The sequence below is a fragment of the Haloterrigena sp. H1 genome, assembly GCF_005938085.1.
Taxonomy (GTDB): Archaea; Halobacteriota; Halobacteria; order Halobacteriales; family Natrialbaceae; genus Natrinema.
The window spans coordinates 1,599,925-1,616,849 of the sequence record NZ_SMZK01000001.1 but is presented as its reverse complement, the minus strand read 5'-3'; the positions used below and the strand labels follow the sequence as shown (position 1 = coordinate 1,616,849).

The window sequence follows — 16,925 nt, the reverse complement described above, 5'->3', positions numbered from 1 at the left end:
TTCGTCGAAAATAATGGTCCGAACGACTGAACTAATGTCAGCCACCTGCAGTCACTGTTTCCACGGCGGTTCTGTCACCCGTCTCGTTCGATGCAACGATTTCGATCTGATACTCTGAACCATACTGATCGTTCTCTTCGAATGTTTCCCCGCCGGTAGTCCCGCTGTACGTTGCTAATTGTTCGCCATCACGAGTTACGGTGACCGTCACCGTCTCTGCATCATCAGTTGCCCAGGTGACACCAAAGATTGCTTTATTTATACCAGCACTGCCCGTACACTTGTTTTGAGAATTGATCTTCGAGCACTCGCTCTCATCAGTAACGGTAAAATCGGTGATTTGTGGCGGACCAGTCTCAGCGCCTGTCACGGTCACCTCGAATGTAACCGTATCACCACTTCCGCCGCTCGAGACGAACCCCGTAACAGTGCCGTTAGACCACGCTTCGAGATCCGTTGTGTGTTCGCCGTTCTGTACGACACCCGTTCCCGGATCGAACTGTGCAATACCGTTGTCGCTAACCGCGTATTCGACAGTTGCGTCGTCTATAGCCGGAGTCGTCTCTACGAACACCGGAACCGTGTCTCCGGTGTTGGAGACAGTAACCGTACAGTGATCGTCCGTACAGGAAACCTGATCGTCTCCGCTGGCTATCCGTGTCGTGTCCCAGTGAACGTCGTACGCTTCACTGGTATTCGTGGTGCTCGTCTCGGACCGGCTGATATCGAACTCGTCACTGCCATCGTCGCTCGCATCACCAATTCCAACGCGGGCCATCTGCAACTCGTATTCGTCGTCCTCGAGCGTAATCGTGAGCGCCCCATCCGAGAAGCCGGTAACGGACGCGGCCGGCTCGTCTTGGAGGGACTCGTTCCATGCGTCCGGTGCCTGTGTCGGTACCGTGAGCGTGATCTCACCACCATCGGGCTCGATCGTTACGGGATCGGTCGGCCCGTCAAGGAGACGTGTATCGACAGCCGTCGCACCGGTCGACCCGGCCGACAGGTTCCCCTCGAGTAAGACGATCGTAATCCGATCGCCGTCGATAAGCGGTTGGTCGGTCAGCGATACCTGCGCATCGCTGAAGTCGTTGTACGCGAACCCGTGTTCGATTCGAGTCGTCGGTGCGCCCCGATATTCGTTGTAGTCGGGCTGGTAGCGAAGCGTCGTCGTCGAGTGCTCGCCGATCAGGTTCTCAGGATCGCTCGACCCGCCGTGGTCGCTGATTACGTCCGCGTTCCCGATGCGAAGGGTCTGGGTCCCCGTCGTCTCGAGCGTCCCCGCCGGAGCTGACGGATTCATCGAGAACGTTCGAGTCGGATACTGGGTTCCAAGCGTGATAGAAACGGACTCTGAGCCCCCGCTCGTTCCGACGTTCTTGATCGCGTTTCGAAGCTCGTGCATCTCGCCGTGGACCTGCTGGTTGTGCTCGTATTCGACCGCACTGTTTTCCGCAGGGACCGCGTTGACCTGATAAAGCGCGAGCGCGGTAAAGACGATCGCAAGCAGTAGTACCGCCCCGATCTGGACGGTCACTGCACGCTCGTCTCGCCGCGATTCCATAGCCGAGGATAGTCGTGATTGCTTAAACGTCTGGTGGCTACCGACCGGCGAAAAGCAGCGCGCGTCGTCTCGAGTCGCTACTCGTCTTCTTCGACGACTTCCGGATCGCTCATCGCACTCTGGAGGCTGTCGAGCCCGTTGATCCACTCCGTGACCAAGCCGTACTCGAGGTCTTCGGCGACGGTCATATCGAGTTCGTCGCCGTCGATAATGAGCGTGCCAGCCTGAGCGGCGTAGCCGAGGGCAGCATCGAGGTCTTCTTCGGCTTCGGCGTCGGCAGCGGCGCTGAGATAGTCGCTGACAGTGCCGTCTTCCGCTGGACCGTTGGCGACGTACTCCTCGGCCGCAAAGAAGACACAGACCAGACTCGTCTGGACGCCGTCGACGAGGATCAGTTTCTCCTCGTCGTCGATGTCGACTTCGCTGAGAACGATCTCGCGGACGTCTTCGATCTCCGCGAGCGTTTCCTCCTCGGCGAGTTCCCCATCGTCGTAGGCGGCGACGATCTTCGCGATCGCAATCGCCGTGTCGTCTTGCAGGTTCAACAGGAGTCGGGCCGAGTCTTCGTCTTCCGGATCGATGTCTTCGTCTTTGATGCGATCGATCCAGTTCTGCCAGCGTTCCTCCGAGTAGAACTCGGTCGGGGGATTGCTCATACAGACACCTACACCGGCCGCTTGAAATGCCTTTCTCTACACTAGCCGCATTCAGCGACCGTCACGATCTATTGAACGGCGGCGATAGCCGCTGAGGCACCGGTCTTTGGACACCGGCTCAGGACGACCGTCGTTCCCGACCGAACGCTATCCAGACACAGGCAGTCGAGTCCGTCGGCGTTGCCCTCGCGCGTCTGCTCACTCGGCCGACTCGAGCGTCGCGTCCGTGTCGATCCCGTACACCCGCTTCGGCGTCTCGACGTGGGCGTTGCGAACCGCCTCCTCGTAGCCGTTCTCGAGCAGCCACTTGACTCGCCGGGGGACCGTTTTGGGGCCGAGCACCGCTCCCGGTCGGTCGGGGTCGTCGATGTAGTCGGTCTCCATCAGGAACGGCTCGCCGCGCTCGGCAGCGCGCTCGAGCTCGTCTTTGTCGCAGATCACGCTTGGGGTCGGTCCCTCGAGGCGACCGCTCGCGTAGTGTTTGACGACCTTGTGTGCCGGCATGCCGGCCTCGACGGCCCAGTCGGCCACCTCGGTCATGTCTTCGCTGGCCTCGGCGTGGAGCTGGACGGCACACTCGAGGTCAGCCCCGTGTTCGAACGCCCGTCGCATGACCGCGTTCGAGGCGTCCCAGACGGCGTCGTCGACCTCGTAGTGAGGACGGCCGGATTTCAGCGCCAGCGCGTCGCCCGAGTCGACGTATTCGGCGGCGACGTCGATCCCGGCCTGCATGATGTCGCGAGCGTCCTCGGGCGAAAAGCCCCGATCGTCGACCAGCCGCGAGATCAGGCCCGGATGGACGCCCAGTACCGGCCAGGCCTGTCCGTCGAGTTCGCTCGAGGCCTCGTCGACGACCTCGATCGTGCGCTCGAAGACTGCTCGAAAGTCGTCGCCGGTCTCGGCCTCGACGCCGAGATGCCAGGAGGGTTTGTTCACCACGAGCAGGTGGGTGCCACCGACGCGAGCGAAGTCTTTGACGGCGTCGATGCCCCTGTGGTTATCCGGGTCGAGATGGAGGTGATCGTCCAGCACCGGCCGATCGTCGATCATACTCGAGATTCTGCAGGCCGCGCTCGAAAAGTCACCGACTTCGAGACACCGGTGGGAGACTGTGACCTGTCTCCATCGGTAGACAGAGAGGCAGTCTGGAAGGACGCCGAGTCGAATCCCTCCCCGTCGTGGGCAACCCGGTGCCGTGGACGGGTTCGTGGCCGTTCCTATTGGGAATAGTTATACTTGGGGATGCGAATAGTGATAGCGTACACCAATATGGTGATCCTGTATGAGTGATAGCGGAGACGGGTCGGCGGACGACGGACCGACAGACCAGTTTACACAACCGGATCGCGACAGCGGGCCGACCGTCGAGTTCTACGGCGGTCGGGGAATGAGCGCGTTCCCGATCGCGTTTTTCATCGTGTGGGCTATCGTTCAGACTGCCCTCTGGCGGATCGGCGACACCGGCGGTCTCATCGTCGGTATCCTGATCGGCCTGATCCTCGGCATGTTCTTCGTCCGGGGCAACTGGCAGTCCTACGCGAACACGATCTTCGAAGGGATGACCCAGCCGGTCGCCGTGACGGCGATCGTGGCGTGGATCTGGGCGGGGATGTTCGCCCAGCTTCTGCAGGACGGCGGCTTCGTCGGCGGCCTCGTCTGGCTGGCGGACACTGCCGGCATCGGCGCGGCGCTGTTCCCGGCGATCACGTTCGTCCTCGCCGCCGTCTTCACGACGGGGATTGGGACCGGTTACGGCGCGACCGTCGCCTTCGTCGGCCTGTTCTTTCCCGCAGGCGTGTTGCTCGGTGCAAACCCCGTCTTGCTGTTCGGCGCGATCCTCTCGGGTGCGATCTTCGGTGACAACCTCGCACCGGTCAGCGACACGACGATCGTCAGCGCCGTCACCCAGGACGCCGACATCGGCGGCGTCGTCGCCTCGCGGTTCAAGTACGTGATCATCGCCGCGGTGATCGCCTTCGTCGGCTACGTCGCTGCCGGCAGCGCGATGAGCGGCCTCGAGATCAGTGCCGAAGCTCAGGCGATCTTCCTCGAGAGCAGCGAGGCGATCGGTCTCGTCCACGTCATCTCGATGCTCGCCGTCATCGGGGCGGCGATCGCTGGCCGCCACATCGTCGAGGCGATTTCGTGGGGGATCGTGCTCGCAGTCGTGTTCAACCTCGGCTTCGGCCTGACGACCCTCGGCGACATCGTCATGTTCAACGCCCCACCGGACGCGCCGCTGTCCGAACCGCTTGCGAGCCTGCCGATCCTCACCGTCGTCGAGGACCCCAGCGCGATCGGCGTCACCGGCAGTCTGATGACCGGCGTCGCCGGCTTTCTCGAACTCTCGATCCTCGTCTTGCTGATTATCGGTGCGGCCCAGATCATGATCCGCGGCGGCGCGTTCGAGTCGCTCCTCGAGTGGTCGATCGAGAACCTCGCGACGAACGTCCGCAACGCCGAACTCACGATGGTGGGCTCGGCGGCGCTGATCAACGCGATCATCACTATCAACACCGCCGCCGAAGTCGCGATCGGCCCCTACATCTCCAAAATCGGTGAACGGTTCAACCTGAACGGGTACCGGCGCGCGAACATTCTCGACGGCCAGACCGCCGCGCTGGGCTACATCTTCCCGTGGTCGGGAGGGGTGCTGGCCGGCTACAGCGCGATGCAGGAGTTGCCCGGCAATTACGAGTGGCTCGATCAGTCGATGCTTGTCACGCCGATCGACGTCGTGCCGTTCGTCTTCCAGGGCTGGCTACTCGTTGCGGTGTTCATCGTCGCGGCACTGACCGGCTTCGGCCGCGAATACGTTATCGACCGCCAGAGCGAGGAGGTGGCCCGCGTATGAGCCTCTTCAGCAAGTACCTCAAGGGCTGGCGGCTTCGCGCGAACCGACCCGTCCTCGAGCCCGGTTCGGAGATCGACGTCTTCGTCGCCGAAACCAACGGCACCAGCGGCCGCGCGTACATCGGCGATACGGAGCTAATCGTCGACGGCGCCGGCCCGGAGACGGTCGAGAAGCAGGTCCGCGTGCGCGTGACCGAGTTCGACGAGACAACCGCGACGGGACAGGGCGAACTGCTCGAGGTCGTCGGCGAAAGCTCCTATAGCGGCTAAAACACCTCTTTTCCCGGCGCGCTCGAGTTACGGTTCCGGCTCGAGCGTCACCGCCTCGTCGGCGGCATTTCGCAGCGCGTCCGAGCGACCATACGCGCCCGGCGCGATCGCGATCGTCTCGACGCCGACGGTGCCCGCGTGCTCGAGGACGGGTTTGAAATCGGTATCTCTCGAGGCGATCGCGAGCCGATCGATGGTGCCGTCGCCGGCGAACGCGGTCGCGTCGACTGCCAATTTGACGTCGACGTCGCCGCTGGTGACGATCACTTCGAAGCCACGAGCTTCAGCAGCCTGAATGAGGCCTGGCGTGGCGTGTTCGTCGAGGTACAGCCGAATAACGCCGATCCGGCCGAGATCCAGTGCCGCGTCGCGCAGGTCGTCGAGATCGACGTCGAACTCGTCGCGGAAGACGTTCGGCCCGTCGACGAACAGGCCCACCGACGGCTCGGCGGTGTGCTGTGGGTCGATTAGGTGGGCGAGACGAGCGCGAACGCGGTCGAACATACTCGGTGTTCCCGTGGCCGCGAGATAGATGTGACGGAACGCGTCGACAGGCTGGCGGGCCGTGACTGCAAGGCTTGCCGCCGCCCGGCCGACGAAAAGACATTACTATGCTGCGGATGACGATTCGAGTATGCCGCTTCAGACGCCGCCGTTACGTGGGTTACACGACGAGCGCGGGGCGAAGTTTACGGAGTTTGGCGGCTGGGACATGCCGGTCGAGTTCGATTCGATCCAGACCGAGCACGCGGCCGTCCGGGAAGATGCCGGAATCTTCGACGTCTCGCACATGGGCCAGATTCACGTCACCGGCCCGGACGCGACGGAGTTGATGCAACGGCTGACGTCGAACGACGTCTCCCGGCTCGCGGTCGGCGACTCCCAGTACGCCGCGATCACCGACGAGGACGGGATCATCATCGACGACACCGTCGTCTATCGACTCCCCGACGAAGACGAACAACCGACCTACCTGTTCGTCCCCAACGCCGGTACCGACGAGTCGACCCACGAACGGTGGCTCAGCTACCGCAACGAGTGGGACCTCGAGGCGACCGTCGACAACCGAACCGACGAGTACGCCATGTTCGCCGTCCAGGGATCGGCCGCGCCCGAACTGGTCGAGCGCGTCACCGACGAGTCGGTCGCCGACCTCGCGCGCTTCGAAGCCCGGTATGCGACGATCGACGGCGTCGAGTGCTGGACCGCCCGGACGGGCTACACCGGCGAAGACGGCTTCGAGCTGATCGTTCCCTGGAACGCGGCCGAGGAGATCTGGACGGCATTCGACTGTCAGCCCTGCGGGCTCGGCGCCCGCGATACGCTCCGCATCGAGGCTGGACTACTACTCGCCGGACAGGACTTCGACCACGAGACCGATCCGCGGACGCCCTACGAGGCCGGCATCGGCTTTACCGTCGCGCTCGAGACCGAGTTCGTCGGCCGCGATGCCTTGGCCGAGATTGACGAAACCGGCGTCGACGAACGGCTCGTCGGCTTCCAGTTGATCGACCGCGGCGTCCCCCGCCACGGCTACGACATCACGTCCACCGAGAGCCGGGTCATCGGCACCGTCACCAGCGGGACGATGAGCCCGACCTTAGCGCAGGCGATCGGACTCGGCTACGTGCCGGTCGAGTACGCCGAACCGGGCACGACCCTACAGGTCGTCGTCCGCGGCCAGTCGAAAAAGGCAAGAGTTGAGACCACGCCCTTCATTGACACAGTATAACATGAGCTTCGACGTTCCCGATGAGAGACGGTACCTGGAATCGCACGAGTGGGCACTCGAGACAGACGGCGTCGTCCGCGTGGGTATTACCGACTTCGCCCAGGACGAACTGGGCGACGTGGTCTTCGTCGAACTTCCCGACGAGGGCGACGCCCTCGAGCAGGAAGGCGAGTTCGGCGTCGTCGAATCGATCAAGGCCGTGTCCGACCTCTACGCCCCCGTGGGCGGCGAGGTTGTCGCGGTCAATGACGACCTGTTCGACGCCCCCGAACTCGTCAACGACGATCCCTTCGGCGACGGCTGGATGCTCGAGATCGACCCTGACGATACAGACGAACTCGAGGACCTGCTGACGGCCGACGAGTACGAAGATCAGATCGCATAAACGAATTAGTTCTGTTCTTGCTCCTGAGCGATTCGGTGGAGTGCATCCGCGATTCCCTCCACGGCAGCGACGAATCGCCACGAGAGATAGAGTGCTCCAAGCAGGAAACCAAGCCAGATTATAGTCATAGTATGTTGGGCCATAAATAAATATATTGACAGAACCCCGTAGAGGACACCAATCCCGACGAACCACTTCTGGGGAACTGTCGGCGGAGACCAACTAGGCATATTTCAGCCTTGAAAATGTTCGTATATAAAGGCGGCTATTGCTACTCCGAAGTAGATCGCTATAGACGGATCACTGCGCCGTCTATGCACGTAACTGGAAGCGAGACTCGATTTGTAGTGGTGACTCTTAGTTCGTACTCACGATCTTGATCACATCGCCTTCCTCGAGTTCGTAGTTCTCCCCCACTTCTCGATTCGACTTGGCGTTGACGGCGTGCAGATAGCCGTCGCCGATGTCGGAGTGGACCGCGTAGGCGAGATCGACCGGCGTCGCGCCGTCGGGGAGCAGGAACGCGTCGGGCAGAATGTTGCCGCTGCCATCGGACCACTTCGCGGCGTCCTCGACTGGGTAGGCAGTGATGTGCTCGAGTAAGTCGTAGACCGCGTAGTCGAGTGCCGCCTGCACGCCAGTGCCGTCCCACTCGGCCATCGTGTCCGCAAGATCCGCGAGGGCGTCGCGCTGGGCGTCGTTGACGTCGTCGCCGATCGCGATCGTCTCGTCGCCGGGGTCGTAGTCGACGAGGCTGTTGTCGGCGGCCCGGCGGAGCGCGAGTTCACCCTCCGCGGTGGTCGGAATGACGGGCTTGTCCAACTCGAGTAGCCGTTCGACGTTTTCCTCGGGCGCGATATCGATCTTGTTCGCCGCGACGACGATCGGTTTCGTTCGCTGGCGCACGTCACGCGCGAGTGCCTCGCGGTGCTCGTCATCCCACTGGATCGGGTCGTCGGGGTAGTCCAGATCCCGAAGGACCATGGCGATCTGTTTCGGTGAGGCACCGAAGCCCGAGAGCATCTCCGCCAGCGCGTCGTCGATGTCGAAGTCGGGCGAGCGGGACTTGCGCTCGACGGACTCCCAGTTGCGCTCGACGATGCCTGCCAGCCAGAGGTCCATCTCCTCCTCGATGAAGTCGATATCCTCGAGCGGATCGTGCTCGCCGATGTCGACGGGTTCGCCCTTCTCGTTCGTGCCGCCGGAGGCGTCGACGACGTTGACGATCACGTCGGCGTTCGTCAGTTCGTCGAGAAACTGGTTGCCCAGGCCTTTTCCCTCGTGGGCACCCGGGACGAGCCCCGCCACGTCTAGGAGTTCGATCGGGACGTAGCGCTTGCCGTCCTCGCAGTTGTCGGCGTTACAGCGTTCGTCGCGCTCGAGACAGGGGCACTCGGTTCGAACGTAGCTGACCCCGCGGTTGGCGTCGATCGTCGTGAACGGATAGTTAGCGACGTCGACGTCGGCCATCGTCGCCGCAGTGTAGAACGTGGACTTGCCGGCGTTTGGCTTCCCGGCAAGTGCGATCGAAAGCATGCCCCTCCGTAGCACCGTCCGCAGGAATTGTCTTTCGATTCCAACGATGGCGGCCCGGTCGGGCCGGCGACAGTCTCGAGGCGATCACCAGCGACGCTGGTCACGCGAGCGAAGGTCGGCGGCCGGTCTCCGAAAGAGTAACCATCCGGGTTATACGGGCTGCTGTCGCTGGGGCCGACACGGCCACAGCCCGTCCGAACCGAGCGAGACGGACCGACCCTAGAGTTCCACGGCCATCATCACCTCGTCGGCGTACTGATCGTCGAGCTTGTAGTGATCCTCGCGAACCGCTTCGGTCTCCCAGCCGTGGCGCTCGAGGAAGTCGATCGCCTCCTCGTTGGAGGAGGGAACGCTCTGGTAGACTTTCTCGTAGCCGTTCGCGCCGGCCCACTCGAGGCCCCGCGAGAGGAGATGGGAGCCGACACCGTGCCCGCGGTACTCTTCGATAACTCCCACGGTGAGTTCGGCGGTGTGGCTCAGTTTCTCGAGTTCCGGCGCGTGGAGGTGGACCCAGCCGACGACGTCGTCGTCGACGGTCGCGACGAAGAACATTCGCGACTCGATCTCGTTGTGCCGGAGGAGGGCGCTTTCGTGGTCGATCTCGTCGGCGACGGTCTCGGCGACGATGTACGTTTTCTCCTCGGCGACCTGTCTGATCGCGCCGACGATCCCCGTCAGATCCTCTTGACGCGCCGGTCGGATGTGAAATTCGAGATTCTCGTCGACGTACTCTTCTTCCGTGCCTGCCTCGAGTGCAACCCTGAGCGTGCCGTCTGCTTCCTCGAGTCGCCCGTCTCGTTTCAGGATTGCGACGTGATGGCGGAAGCCACCGGGATCGAGCCCGAGTTGTTCGCGCGCCTCCTTGGGATCAACCGCTCCGCGTCGTTCGACGTACTCGTAGATCTGTTTGCGGTCGACGTGACCGAACTCGAGCGTCTCTGTCGTTCCCATGTCAATTGATACCACAAACCATTACTTAACGCTTGGCCGGCCGACCCAGCCAGTGCGATAGCCGACTCAGACTGCAGCGGGTGAGCAGTATTCATACTGGCAGACAGAAATCAGTGAGAAGTCACTCGCGAAACCCGGCCGTCTCCGGCCGTGATGGCCGCGTCTGAGCGAGCGATCTTCAGATAGTTCTGTCCGACAGGTTCCGTTCCCGGATCGCGGTGCTGTCCTTAAGACGACAACTGGTACAGCCGAGTGACCTTCCACCGGCAGGACCTCGACTCGAGTGCGCGAGATGTCGCTCGTGGGGTACAGGGCGTGCATCTCGCGGTCCCTATGATCGGCTCGAACCTGGGTAGTGCTGGCTGCGCGCTCGCCCTCGCCCTCATGGTCGGCTTGGTGGCCCACGAGTGGACACACGCGGCAGTCCTTCGGCTCACCGGAATCGACTACACTGTTTCCTATCTTCCCGGCCGTTCCGATGGGCTCGTGGCGCTAGTGACGACCCACCCGTGGGCCGCTGTCTTCCCCCAGCCGAGCGGAGACGAACCGGCTTGGTCCCTTCGCATCGCCGCACTCGCCCCCGCTGTGCTCGCCGTTCCCGTCTTCGGACTGGGGCTGGCAGGCTACGTGACGACCGAAACGCCGGTCGTCGCTGCCGCGGCTATCGGTTGGCTCGCCTGTGCGCTCCCCAGCCCACAGGACTTCTCGGTTGCGTTCTATGCTGACCGGCTCCTCGAGCGCTCCCGTGACCCGAACACGGCGACCACTTCCCGCGCCGACTGACGGTCGTCGTTCGGTCGCCGTGTTCGGGCGGGCGCTCAGTTGCTCCGGTCGCGGTCGAACGTGCCAGTCGACCACGCGTGGGCGCCCGTGATGACTGCGAACGCGACGAGGACGACCCACGCGCTGACGAGTCCGGCGGACGGCCCGATCACTGCGGTGACCGCCGCGAGACCCAGCCCACAGCAAACGACCGTTCCCGCGTACCGCCGTGGCCACTGGTCGGGTGACGAAGCCTGTGACGGTGGCTCGAGATACGGGTACAACCGTTCGGCATACGGCGTCGGCTCGACCCAGCCGCGGTCCTTATCGTAGTCGACGATGCCGTGGGTGTCGAGTTTCGGAAGATGTGACTGATACAGGGAGATGTAGACACGCTGGCGTTCGTCGGAACTCAGGTCGTCGATGGTCGTCTCCTGCTCCCAGGCGGCGACCTGTTCGGCGAGTTCGCGTAGCCGAACTCGGTCGTCCGCGGTTCGAAGGTATCGAAGCACGTCCCGTCGACGTTGTGTTTGAAGCAGATGATAAATATCGTCAAGTGAGAGCGCAGCCGAATTTTCGATCGACTCGGATGCTTGTGGTGAGTCACCGACGGCGTCCGTCCGGCTACGTCCAATCACGCGGATTCTCAGCCGATAGTATTCTCGGTTAACAAATAAAACTACGCACTCATACGATCCTGATCTCGGGTTCTCCGCGAGAACGCAGGATACGGGTCGTGAGACGACCCGTGACGAGTCCAACAGCAACGCGATCATACAGCCACGAATGATCGCGGATCGTGATTGAGCATGGGTGATCCACCGATACGCGCCGCAGTTCTCGGTGACCGTGCGGTCGGCGTCATGCCGACAACTGCCTATTGCTTTGTCCAGTAATAAATCTATTTATTGGGTCAATTGTGGCGTTCAGATCGGAAAGTGAGCTGTATGTTTGCTATATTGGCATTATATCGGGAGGAATAGGCATCCATTGTCGGTGGATTCAGCGGCATCGATCCGCGCTCACAGTAGACTGCGGGCTATCCGGCCTCGTACAGTGACAATGCGAGTCACCGACGGCGTTACCGGCCGATTTCTATCGGTGCCGTTCGCTCGGACAGCTCGGCACTGACGAGGGCGGCGTGACTTCGACGAAGCCGTTCCGACAGTGCTTGATGGGAAATACCCAGTTCCGCGGCCAACTCCTTGAGCGTCACCCCTCTCGGAACGTCGAAGTAGCCGAGTTCGTGGGCCTTGCAGATGGTCTCGTACTGCGTTTCGGTCAGGGGAGTCTGTGCCCGCGCGAGATCGTCGACGCCGCTAATCCGGGTGACGGTGGCCTGAAACTCGTATTGCTCGAGCAACTCGTGACACGCGGACACCGATTGACGGTCGTGAAAGAGGAGTTTCACCACCCACCGCCCGTCGGCACCACGAGCCGTCAAGATCGCGCCATCGTTCTCGGTGACGATCTGTTCGAACAGTTTCACGCCATCTCCAAACTCGAGTCGGAACAGCCAACGATCGTTCTGGCTGGTTACACCTCCCTCATTCGTTGCGGATCGTTCATCGCCGGCGACGCTCGCGACGACCTCAACCGAGGGATCTGCTTCGAGCGCCTGCTCGATCGTTTCGTGATCCGGCCCGTTCGTCCAGACGAGCGGTGCCGACCCACCGATCATCCCGTCGACCTGAAACTCGAACGTCGACACTCGATCGAACGTCCGGGCGAAGCCGAGTCGCGCAGCCGGAATCTCGAGCTCGACGACTGTGGTCATCATCGAAGCCCACCACGGAGACGTATAGACGGATTTGGTTTCCGGTAGCCTTTCCCGCCACCCAATTCCGACGACTATCACTGCTCCGAAACAGTTCACTCTAGTAATTACTTGTCGCTGAAAGTCCCACGGTGGCAGTCGAGCAGGGGACTCCCAGCAGTGGCGCGCCTCCGAAGCGAACTGGGACCGACGCTGTCGACTCCGAGACTCCAGGAGGGCAGTGGCTCAACAATTATTCTCACCCCCTGTAATTATCGGACACTTACAAGTAGTACCGTATCCTTGGTCCTAGTGGCCAACGAAAAAATTTGGCTGACAGGGAATACAGGCTGTGCGGCGTTTCTTCTCTCCACCGATCTATCGCTGGAGTCGTGCACTGTGGGTGCTCCCATCGCGGTCGAGTTCGACTAGCCCATCCGACTCGAGATCGGTGAGCAGCCCACTGAGCCACTCGCGACCGTACTCGCCGTCTGGAGTGTAATCGATACGGACGCGATGCCCGAGCGTGTCGAGCTCGAGCTCGTCGTACTCCCGGAGGGTGGCAATCACGCGGCCCCGGAACTGTCGGCGACTCCCCTCGAAACTCGGCTGTGTTGGGACGTCGGGAGCGGTGAAATCGCCGCTGGCATAGGCCCCACACCACTCGCGCCATGGACAGCCGGCCTTGTCACAGTGCGGCGTCTGCTCACAGGCGACGCCACCGAGTTCCATGATCGCGTTGTTCCAGACCCGCGAGCGCCCCGCGGGCATGAGGTCGCTCGCAGCGTCCTCGAAGGCCGCGTCGTCGTCCGGGACGTCGAAGGCCCGATAAAGTACGCGTTTCACGTTCGTATCGACGACCGCGTCGCCGTTGTTGAACGCGAAACTCGCCACCGCGTTAGCGGTGTAGGGCCCGACGCCCATCAGCTCCTGGAGTTCGTCAGGCGTGGCCGGGAACTCCCCGTCGTACGCTTCTTCGACCTGCTGGGCCGCCTCGTGGAGGTATTTCGCCCGGTTGTTGTAGCCTAGGCTATGAGCCGTCCAAAAGCTCACGACGTCCGCGCGATCAGCATCGGCCAGATCGTCGGTGGTCGGCCAGCGCTCGAGGAACGTCTCCCAGGCATCGACGACGCGGCCGAGCTGGGTCTGCTGGCTCATCACCTCGCTGACGAGGATCGCATACGGATCGTCGGTCTGCCGCCACGGAAAGTCGCGGTGGTCGGCCTCGTACCACGCGATCAGCGCCTCGCGAACGGCCTCGAGATCGTCGGGCAACGACCACTCCTGGGCCTCTGCTGTCATCGACGGGGATTGGGTTGTCGGCTGTAAGTGGGTGTCGCACTTCGCCGGCCTGAGCGCGACGTATCCCCGTAATTTTTCTGCCGAACGTCATATCTCACAAACATGTCCTCGCGATCGCTCGGCCCGACGCTGATCGCCGTCGGCTTCGGGATCATCGTCGTCCCGTTTCTCGTCATGTTCGTCCTGGCGATCGGTCCGTTCGGCTGGGTGCTCCTCGGCGGCGCTGTCATCGTTCTCGGGATCGTCATCTCGCTGCGGGAATCGGCCGGCTACGACGACGTCGATCGCACCAATCGGACGAACTGCGACGACTGTGGTGCACGGATCGATGCTGACGCCGACACCTGCGAGTATTGCGGCGCTGCCCGCTGAACCGCCGCGGCGGATCACGACGCTGTCTCCGTTCGGCGCTACCACGAAAGGTCTATCCGGCCCGCTCGACTCCCCTCCCGTATGAGCCTCGACGATTTGACCGACGACGTGACGGACTCGTACTCGAGCATCGGCGACGAACTGGCTGTCTCGCTCGACCGCGAGACGCGAAACGAACTCGCCTTGCTCGAGACGGCACTCGAGCCCGAGGAAACCGACGAACTCGTCCGCCGGGCGATCCACATGCTCTTTCAGTCGACCGTCGATACCGGCAAACTCGATTTTCAGCTGCGGACGGCCTACGACGTGACGTACGACGAATACCTCTCGGGGATGACCTTCGAGGAGATGACCGGCGCGGACCAGTACCCGTCGATGGACGACGAACGCCGCTACCAGTTCTAACGCTATCACGGCCACTTACGACCGGGACGCGACCGGCGTGACTGCGTCACCACGTCAACCCATCTCTATGTGTTCTAGGCACAATATATACTTTGGCCAACATAAGAGGTGCGCTTATCAGTCCTCGCTTCTTCGCGTCGCATATGGCAATCAGTCAACGCTCACCCGATGCCGACTACCGCTGTCCCGACTGTTCGGGCGTACTTACGGCCCGATACGACTCGCTGGTCTGTGACGACTGCGGCTACACGCCGCGCCACGGTTCCGACTGACCGATCGCTGGACGCTGGACAGCTCGAGAGAACAGTACAGTTGCGAAGCCGAAAACAGACTTCTATCACTCCGTCCGAACGACTTTAGTCGTCGATCGGGGCCGCACTCGAGAGCGCTTCGTCGATATCTGCCTCGGCCATCTTCTCGACCAAGGCGTCGATGACCTCCTCGCGCTTGCCGGAGACGAACTTGATCGAGCCGACGACGAGGTGGCCGCCGCCGGAGACACCGCCACCTGCGATTTCGGCCTCGAGTTCAGAGACCATGTTGGGGATGTCGAGTCGGACGCCGTCACTGCGGAGCACGGCGAAGTCCGGCCCGTAGCCGACCGTGATGACCGGATCGCCGGTCTCCTCGATCTTGCGGTCGTGGATCTCGCCGGTTGTCTTCCCCGGTGCGGGGTAGGTAAACCGGTGGGCGTAGTTTTCGACGTCGATCCGGTAGAGGTGTGCGCCGTTATCGAGTGTCTCGTGCTCGAGATGGGGCATCGCAGCCTCGAGCTGTTCGTCGACTTCCTCGCGGCCGCGCTCGGCGAAGAACTCGACGAGTTCGCGGTGGCGCTCTTCGTCGCCGTTGGCGATCTGAAGCAGGTCTTCGATCAGCTGGTCGCCGGAGTTGTAGCGCAGCCAGAAGGCAGCGTAGTCGAGTGCCTCACTGACGTCCTGCAGGCGGTCCTCGTCGTAGCCTTCCTCGGCAGCGAGTGCGAGGTAGTCGTCCATCGCGTCGGCCTTCGAGCGGTCCGAGATGCCGGCGACGGCGGGAATGTGACGAAGTTCGTCGGTGAGGTCAGGGTAGATCATCCGTGCGAGCTCGACACAGAGCATACCCGTCGTGATCCGGTAATCCTCGTCGTGGAGATACGGGTTGACGTGGGCGTCGAGTAGGTCCTCGACGGCGTCGGGATCGGGGTGGTGGTGGTCGACGACCGCGATCGGAATGTCGTAATGGGCTAGCGTCTCGTAGGCCGGCACGTCCTCGGCCGTCGAGCCGTTGTCCAGCATGAGCAAGAGCGGCAGTTGCTGGCCGTGTTTCTCGCGGTCCTCGAGCGCGAAGTTCAGGTCGCGCGTCGCGTCTTCCATCTCGTAGAACGGCGCTTTCGCGGGCAGGCGCTTGATGAGGTGGCGTGGCGCGTCCTCGTCCTCGTGGACGTCGGCAATAAAGCGCTCGAGAGCGATCTGGACGGGGACGGCGGCGCACATCCCGTCGCCGTCGGCGTGGTGGCGCACGCGGATGGGACGACCCTCCAGCACTGTCCGTCGGAGCAGTCGGGCGACCTCTTCTAAGTTGGGCCGCAGTTTCTCGAACGCTGGCCAGTCGATCAGTGGCGCGACCTCGTGGGGTTCGGCGCGGGCTTCGAGGGCGTCCTCGAGCCGGTCTCGAGCCTCGGCAGCGTCCTCGCCCTCGAGTTTCGAGAGGCCGTCGACCTCGATCTGGACCGAGTCCTCGCGGTGTTCCGGCGCGCCGGTGACGCGAACGACGTCGCCGATCTCGATGGCGGGATAGGCACGAACGCCGGCCTCCTCGAAGGCAGCACAGGGCACGACGCCGTTCTCGTCGGCGACGTGGAAGATCGTCGGGCCGCCGGTCTGCTTGACCTGTGTGACCTCGCCCTCGAGGTGGATCTGTTCGCCGAGGTTGTCCTCGAGACGGTGGGTCCCGGTCAGCGAGTAGTCGTGGCCGACTTCTTCGACCGAGTAGTCGTCGATCTCGACGGGTTCGAACGCCATGTCGCCGTTCTCACGGACGCTCTCGAGTTCGACGACGAGTTCGTCGCCGACGGCGAAGGTGCCCTCGAGGACGGACTCGTGGACGAGCCCGGAGACGGAATCAGAGAGATCGACGAAGACGCCGTAGTCGACGATACCGTTGATTTCGGCGAGGTAGGGACGGTCTTGCTCGACGTCCTCGGCGGTACAGTCGGGAGCGAGATCGTAGACGACGGAATCCCCGTCGTCTGCGCCGGGTTCCCCGGCGGAGTCACGTGTCATCTTGGTTCGCTGTTTGGAGGGGGTCGCGTATAACCCTTGTCAAGAATGGATGGTCAAGAATAGATGGCGGCTCGAGACGCCGTCCTCGACGTCGTGGTGAACAGTAGCTACAAGGGCACC

At 62.5% G+C, this 16,925-nt stretch carries 19 protein-coding genes; 8 read left to right on the top strand and 11 right to left on the bottom strand.

All coding sequences use genetic code 11. The annotated features are described in order from the left end of the window. Positions 1-37 precede the first annotated feature (37 nt). From E2L06_RS08180 to E2L06_RS08170, 3 genes are all read right to left on the bottom strand, one after another. Positions 38-1,564: a hypothetical protein gene (locus E2L06_RS08180; RefSeq protein WP_138780363.1), complete on the bottom strand. Its 1,527-nt coding sequence runs from the start codon at positions 1,562-1,564 to the stop codon at positions 38-40. Between the two features lie 77 nt (positions 1,565-1,641). Beyond that, complete coding sequence (locus tag E2L06_RS08175; protein ID WP_138780361.1) at positions 1,642-2,220, bottom strand: DUF2150 family protein; 579 nt, start codon at positions 2,218-2,220, stop codon at positions 1,642-1,644. Positions 2,221-2,418: 198 nt separating this feature from the next. Beyond that, entirely contained in the window at positions 2,419-3,270 is an 852-nt protein-coding gene (locus tag E2L06_RS08170) for a TatD family hydrolase (protein WP_138780359.1), read from the bottom strand. A gap of 232 nt (positions 3,271-3,502) precedes the next feature. Here E2L06_RS08170 and E2L06_RS08165 point away from each other — a divergent pair, with 232 nt between their 5' ends. Both E2L06_RS08165 and E2L06_RS08160 read left to right on the top strand, forming a co-directional pair. Continuing rightward, positions 3,503-5,074, top strand: a complete 1,572-nt coding sequence (locus E2L06_RS08165) for a Na+/H+ antiporter NhaC family protein (RefSeq protein ID WP_138780357.1) — start codon at positions 3,503-3,505, stop codon at positions 5,072-5,074. Beyond that, positions 5,071-5,343 (top strand): TRAM domain-containing protein, encoded by a 273-nt coding sequence (locus E2L06_RS08160; protein WP_138780355.1) that lies wholly within the window; start codon positions 5,071-5,073, stop codon positions 5,341-5,343. The genes E2L06_RS08165 and E2L06_RS08160 overlap by 4 nt, the downstream gene beginning before the upstream one ends. Positions 5,344-5,370: 27 nt before the next feature. Here E2L06_RS08160 and E2L06_RS08155 read toward each other — a convergent pair whose 3' ends face one another. Continuing rightward, a complete protein-coding gene (locus E2L06_RS08155; RefSeq protein ID WP_138780353.1) occupies positions 5,371-5,847 on the bottom strand; it encodes an NYN domain-containing protein in 477 nt (158 codons plus the stop codon). A 130-nt stretch (positions 5,848-5,977) separates the two neighbouring features. Between E2L06_RS08155 and gcvT the strand changes: the two genes are divergently transcribed. Continuing rightward, positions 5,978-7,075: a glycine cleavage system aminomethyltransferase GcvT gene (gcvT, locus tag E2L06_RS08150; RefSeq protein ID WP_138780351.1), complete on the top strand. Its 1,098-nt coding sequence runs from the start codon at positions 5,978-5,980 to the stop codon at positions 7,073-7,075. A gap of 1 nt (position 7,076) precedes the next feature. After that, the gene (gcvH, locus tag E2L06_RS08145) at positions 7,077-7,460 is read left to right on the top strand and encodes a glycine cleavage system protein GcvH (RefSeq protein ID WP_138780349.1); all 384 of its coding nucleotides are present in this window, start codon (positions 7,077-7,079) and stop codon (positions 7,458-7,460) included. 5 nt (positions 7,461-7,465) lie between these two features. Here gcvH and E2L06_RS22755 read toward each other — a convergent pair whose 3' ends face one another. The 3 genes from E2L06_RS22755 to E2L06_RS08135 all read right to left on the bottom strand — a co-directional run bounded on the left by E2L06_RS22755 (position 7,466) and on the right by E2L06_RS08135 (position 9,947). Then, on the bottom strand, positions 7,466-7,588 hold the full coding sequence (locus E2L06_RS22755) for a hypothetical protein (RefSeq protein WP_283241352.1): 123 nt from the start codon (positions 7,586-7,588) through the stop codon (positions 7,466-7,468). A 229-nt stretch (positions 7,589-7,817) separates the two neighbouring features. Continuing rightward, a complete protein-coding gene (locus E2L06_RS08140; RefSeq protein WP_138780347.1) occupies positions 7,818-8,996 on the bottom strand; it encodes a redox-regulated ATPase YchF in 1,179 nt (392 codons plus the stop codon). A gap of 219 nt (positions 8,997-9,215) precedes the next feature. Then, positions 9,216-9,947, bottom strand: a complete 732-nt coding sequence (locus E2L06_RS08135) for a GNAT family N-acetyltransferase (protein WP_138780345.1) — start codon at positions 9,945-9,947, stop codon at positions 9,216-9,218. A 333-nt stretch (positions 9,948-10,280) separates the two neighbouring features. On the opposite strand from E2L06_RS08135, the gene E2L06_RS08130 reads away from it, so the two are divergent. Then, complete coding sequence (locus E2L06_RS08130) at positions 10,281-10,730, top strand: hypothetical protein (protein WP_138780343.1); 450 nt, start codon at positions 10,281-10,283, stop codon at positions 10,728-10,730. Positions 10,731-10,765: 35 nt separating this feature from the next. Here E2L06_RS08130 and E2L06_RS08125 read toward each other — a convergent pair whose 3' ends face one another. The 3 genes from E2L06_RS08125 to E2L06_RS08115 all read right to left on the bottom strand — a co-directional run bounded on the left by E2L06_RS08125 (position 10,766) and on the right by E2L06_RS08115 (position 13,767). Next, positions 10,766-11,347: a hypothetical protein gene (locus E2L06_RS08125; protein WP_138780341.1), complete on the bottom strand. Its 582-nt coding sequence runs from the start codon at positions 11,345-11,347 to the stop codon at positions 10,766-10,768. Between the two features lie 443 nt (positions 11,348-11,790). After that, positions 11,791-12,486 (bottom strand): helix-turn-helix domain-containing protein, encoded by a 696-nt coding sequence (locus E2L06_RS08120; RefSeq protein ID WP_138780339.1) that lies wholly within the window; start codon positions 12,484-12,486, stop codon positions 11,791-11,793. 357 nt (positions 12,487-12,843) lie between these two features. After that, positions 12,844-13,767 carry an A/G-specific adenine glycosylase gene (locus E2L06_RS08115; RefSeq protein WP_138780337.1) on the bottom strand — a complete coding sequence of 308 codons (924 nt, stop codon included), beginning with the start codon at positions 13,765-13,767 and terminating at the stop codon, positions 12,844-12,846. A 102-nt stretch (positions 13,768-13,869) separates the two neighbouring features. Between E2L06_RS08115 and E2L06_RS08110 the strand changes: the two genes are divergently transcribed. From E2L06_RS08110 to E2L06_RS22750, 3 genes are all read left to right on the top strand, one after another. Continuing rightward, on the top strand, positions 13,870-14,139 hold the full coding sequence (locus tag E2L06_RS08110; RefSeq protein WP_138780335.1) for a hypothetical protein: 270 nt from the start codon (positions 13,870-13,872) through the stop codon (positions 14,137-14,139). An 81-nt stretch (positions 14,140-14,220) separates the two neighbouring features. Next, complete coding sequence (locus E2L06_RS08105) at positions 14,221-14,544, top strand: hypothetical protein (protein ID WP_130499877.1); 324 nt, start codon at positions 14,221-14,223, stop codon at positions 14,542-14,544. Between the two features lie 143 nt (positions 14,545-14,687). Beyond that, entirely contained in the window at positions 14,688-14,816 is a 129-nt protein-coding gene (locus tag E2L06_RS22750; protein ID WP_283241351.1) for a hypothetical protein, read from the top strand. Positions 14,817-14,900: 84 nt separating this feature from the next. On the opposite strand, the gene E2L06_RS08100 is transcribed toward E2L06_RS22750, so the two are convergent. Continuing rightward, a complete protein-coding gene (locus E2L06_RS08100) occupies positions 14,901-16,805 on the bottom strand; it encodes a DHH family phosphoesterase (RefSeq protein ID WP_138780333.1) in 1,905 nt (634 codons plus the stop codon). Positions 16,806-16,925 lie beyond the last annotated feature (120 nt).

What these genes read in the sequence shown, in the direction of transcription:
- E2L06_RS08180 (WP_138780363.1), bottom strand. Translation starts at nt 1,564, where the DNA reads ATGGAATCGCGGCGAGACGAGCGTGCAGTGACCGTCCAGATCGGGGCG.
- E2L06_RS08175 (WP_138780361.1), bottom strand. Translation starts at nt 2,220, where the DNA reads ATGAGCAATCCCCCGACCGAGTTCTACTCGGAGGAACGCTGGCAGAAC.
- E2L06_RS08170 (WP_138780359.1), bottom strand. Translation starts at nt 3,270, where the DNA reads ATGATCGACGATCGGCCGGTGCTGGACGATCACCTCCATCTCGACCCG.
- E2L06_RS08165 (WP_138780357.1), top strand. Translation starts at nt 3,503, where the DNA reads ATGAGTGATAGCGGAGACGGGTCGGCGGACGACGGACCGACAGACCAG.
- E2L06_RS08160 (WP_138780355.1), top strand. Translation starts at nt 5,071, where the DNA reads ATGAGCCTCTTCAGCAAGTACCTCAAGGGCTGGCGGCTTCGCGCGAAC.
- E2L06_RS08155 (WP_138780353.1), bottom strand. Translation starts at nt 5,847, where the DNA reads ATGTTCGACCGCGTTCGCGCTCGTCTCGCCCACCTAATCGACCCACAG.
- gcvT (WP_138780351.1), top strand. Translation starts at nt 5,978, where the DNA reads ATGCCGCTTCAGACGCCGCCGTTACGTGGGTTACACGACGAGCGCGGG.
- gcvH (WP_138780349.1), top strand. Translation starts at nt 7,077, where the DNA reads ATGAGCTTCGACGTTCCCGATGAGAGACGGTACCTGGAATCGCACGAG.
- E2L06_RS22755 (WP_283241352.1), bottom strand. Translation starts at nt 7,588, where the DNA reads ATGACTATAATCTGGCTTGGTTTCCTGCTTGGAGCACTCTATCTCTCG.
- E2L06_RS08140 (WP_138780347.1), bottom strand. Translation starts at nt 8,996, where the DNA reads ATGCTTTCGATCGCACTTGCCGGGAAGCCAAACGCCGGCAAGTCCACG.
- E2L06_RS08135 (WP_138780345.1), bottom strand. Translation starts at nt 9,947, where the DNA reads ATGGGAACGACAGAGACGCTCGAGTTCGGTCACGTCGACCGCAAACAG.
- E2L06_RS08130 (WP_138780343.1), top strand. Translation starts at nt 10,281, where the DNA reads ATGATCGGCTCGAACCTGGGTAGTGCTGGCTGCGCGCTCGCCCTCGCC.
- E2L06_RS08120 (WP_138780339.1), bottom strand. Translation starts at nt 12,486, where the DNA reads ATGACCACAGTCGTCGAGCTCGAGATTCCGGCTGCGCGACTCGGCTTC.
- E2L06_RS08115 (WP_138780337.1), bottom strand. Translation starts at nt 13,767, where the DNA reads ATGACAGCAGAGGCCCAGGAGTGGTCGTTGCCCGACGATCTCGAGGCC.
- E2L06_RS08110 (WP_138780335.1), top strand. Translation starts at nt 13,870, where the DNA reads ATGTCCTCGCGATCGCTCGGCCCGACGCTGATCGCCGTCGGCTTCGGG.
- E2L06_RS08105 (WP_130499877.1), top strand. Translation starts at nt 14,221, where the DNA reads ATGAGCCTCGACGATTTGACCGACGACGTGACGGACTCGTACTCGAGC.
- E2L06_RS22750 (WP_283241351.1), top strand. Translation starts at nt 14,688, where the DNA reads ATGGCAATCAGTCAACGCTCACCCGATGCCGACTACCGCTGTCCCGAC.
- E2L06_RS08100 (WP_138780333.1), bottom strand. Translation starts at nt 16,805, where the DNA reads ATGACACGTGACTCCGCCGGGGAACCCGGCGCAGACGACGGGGATTCC.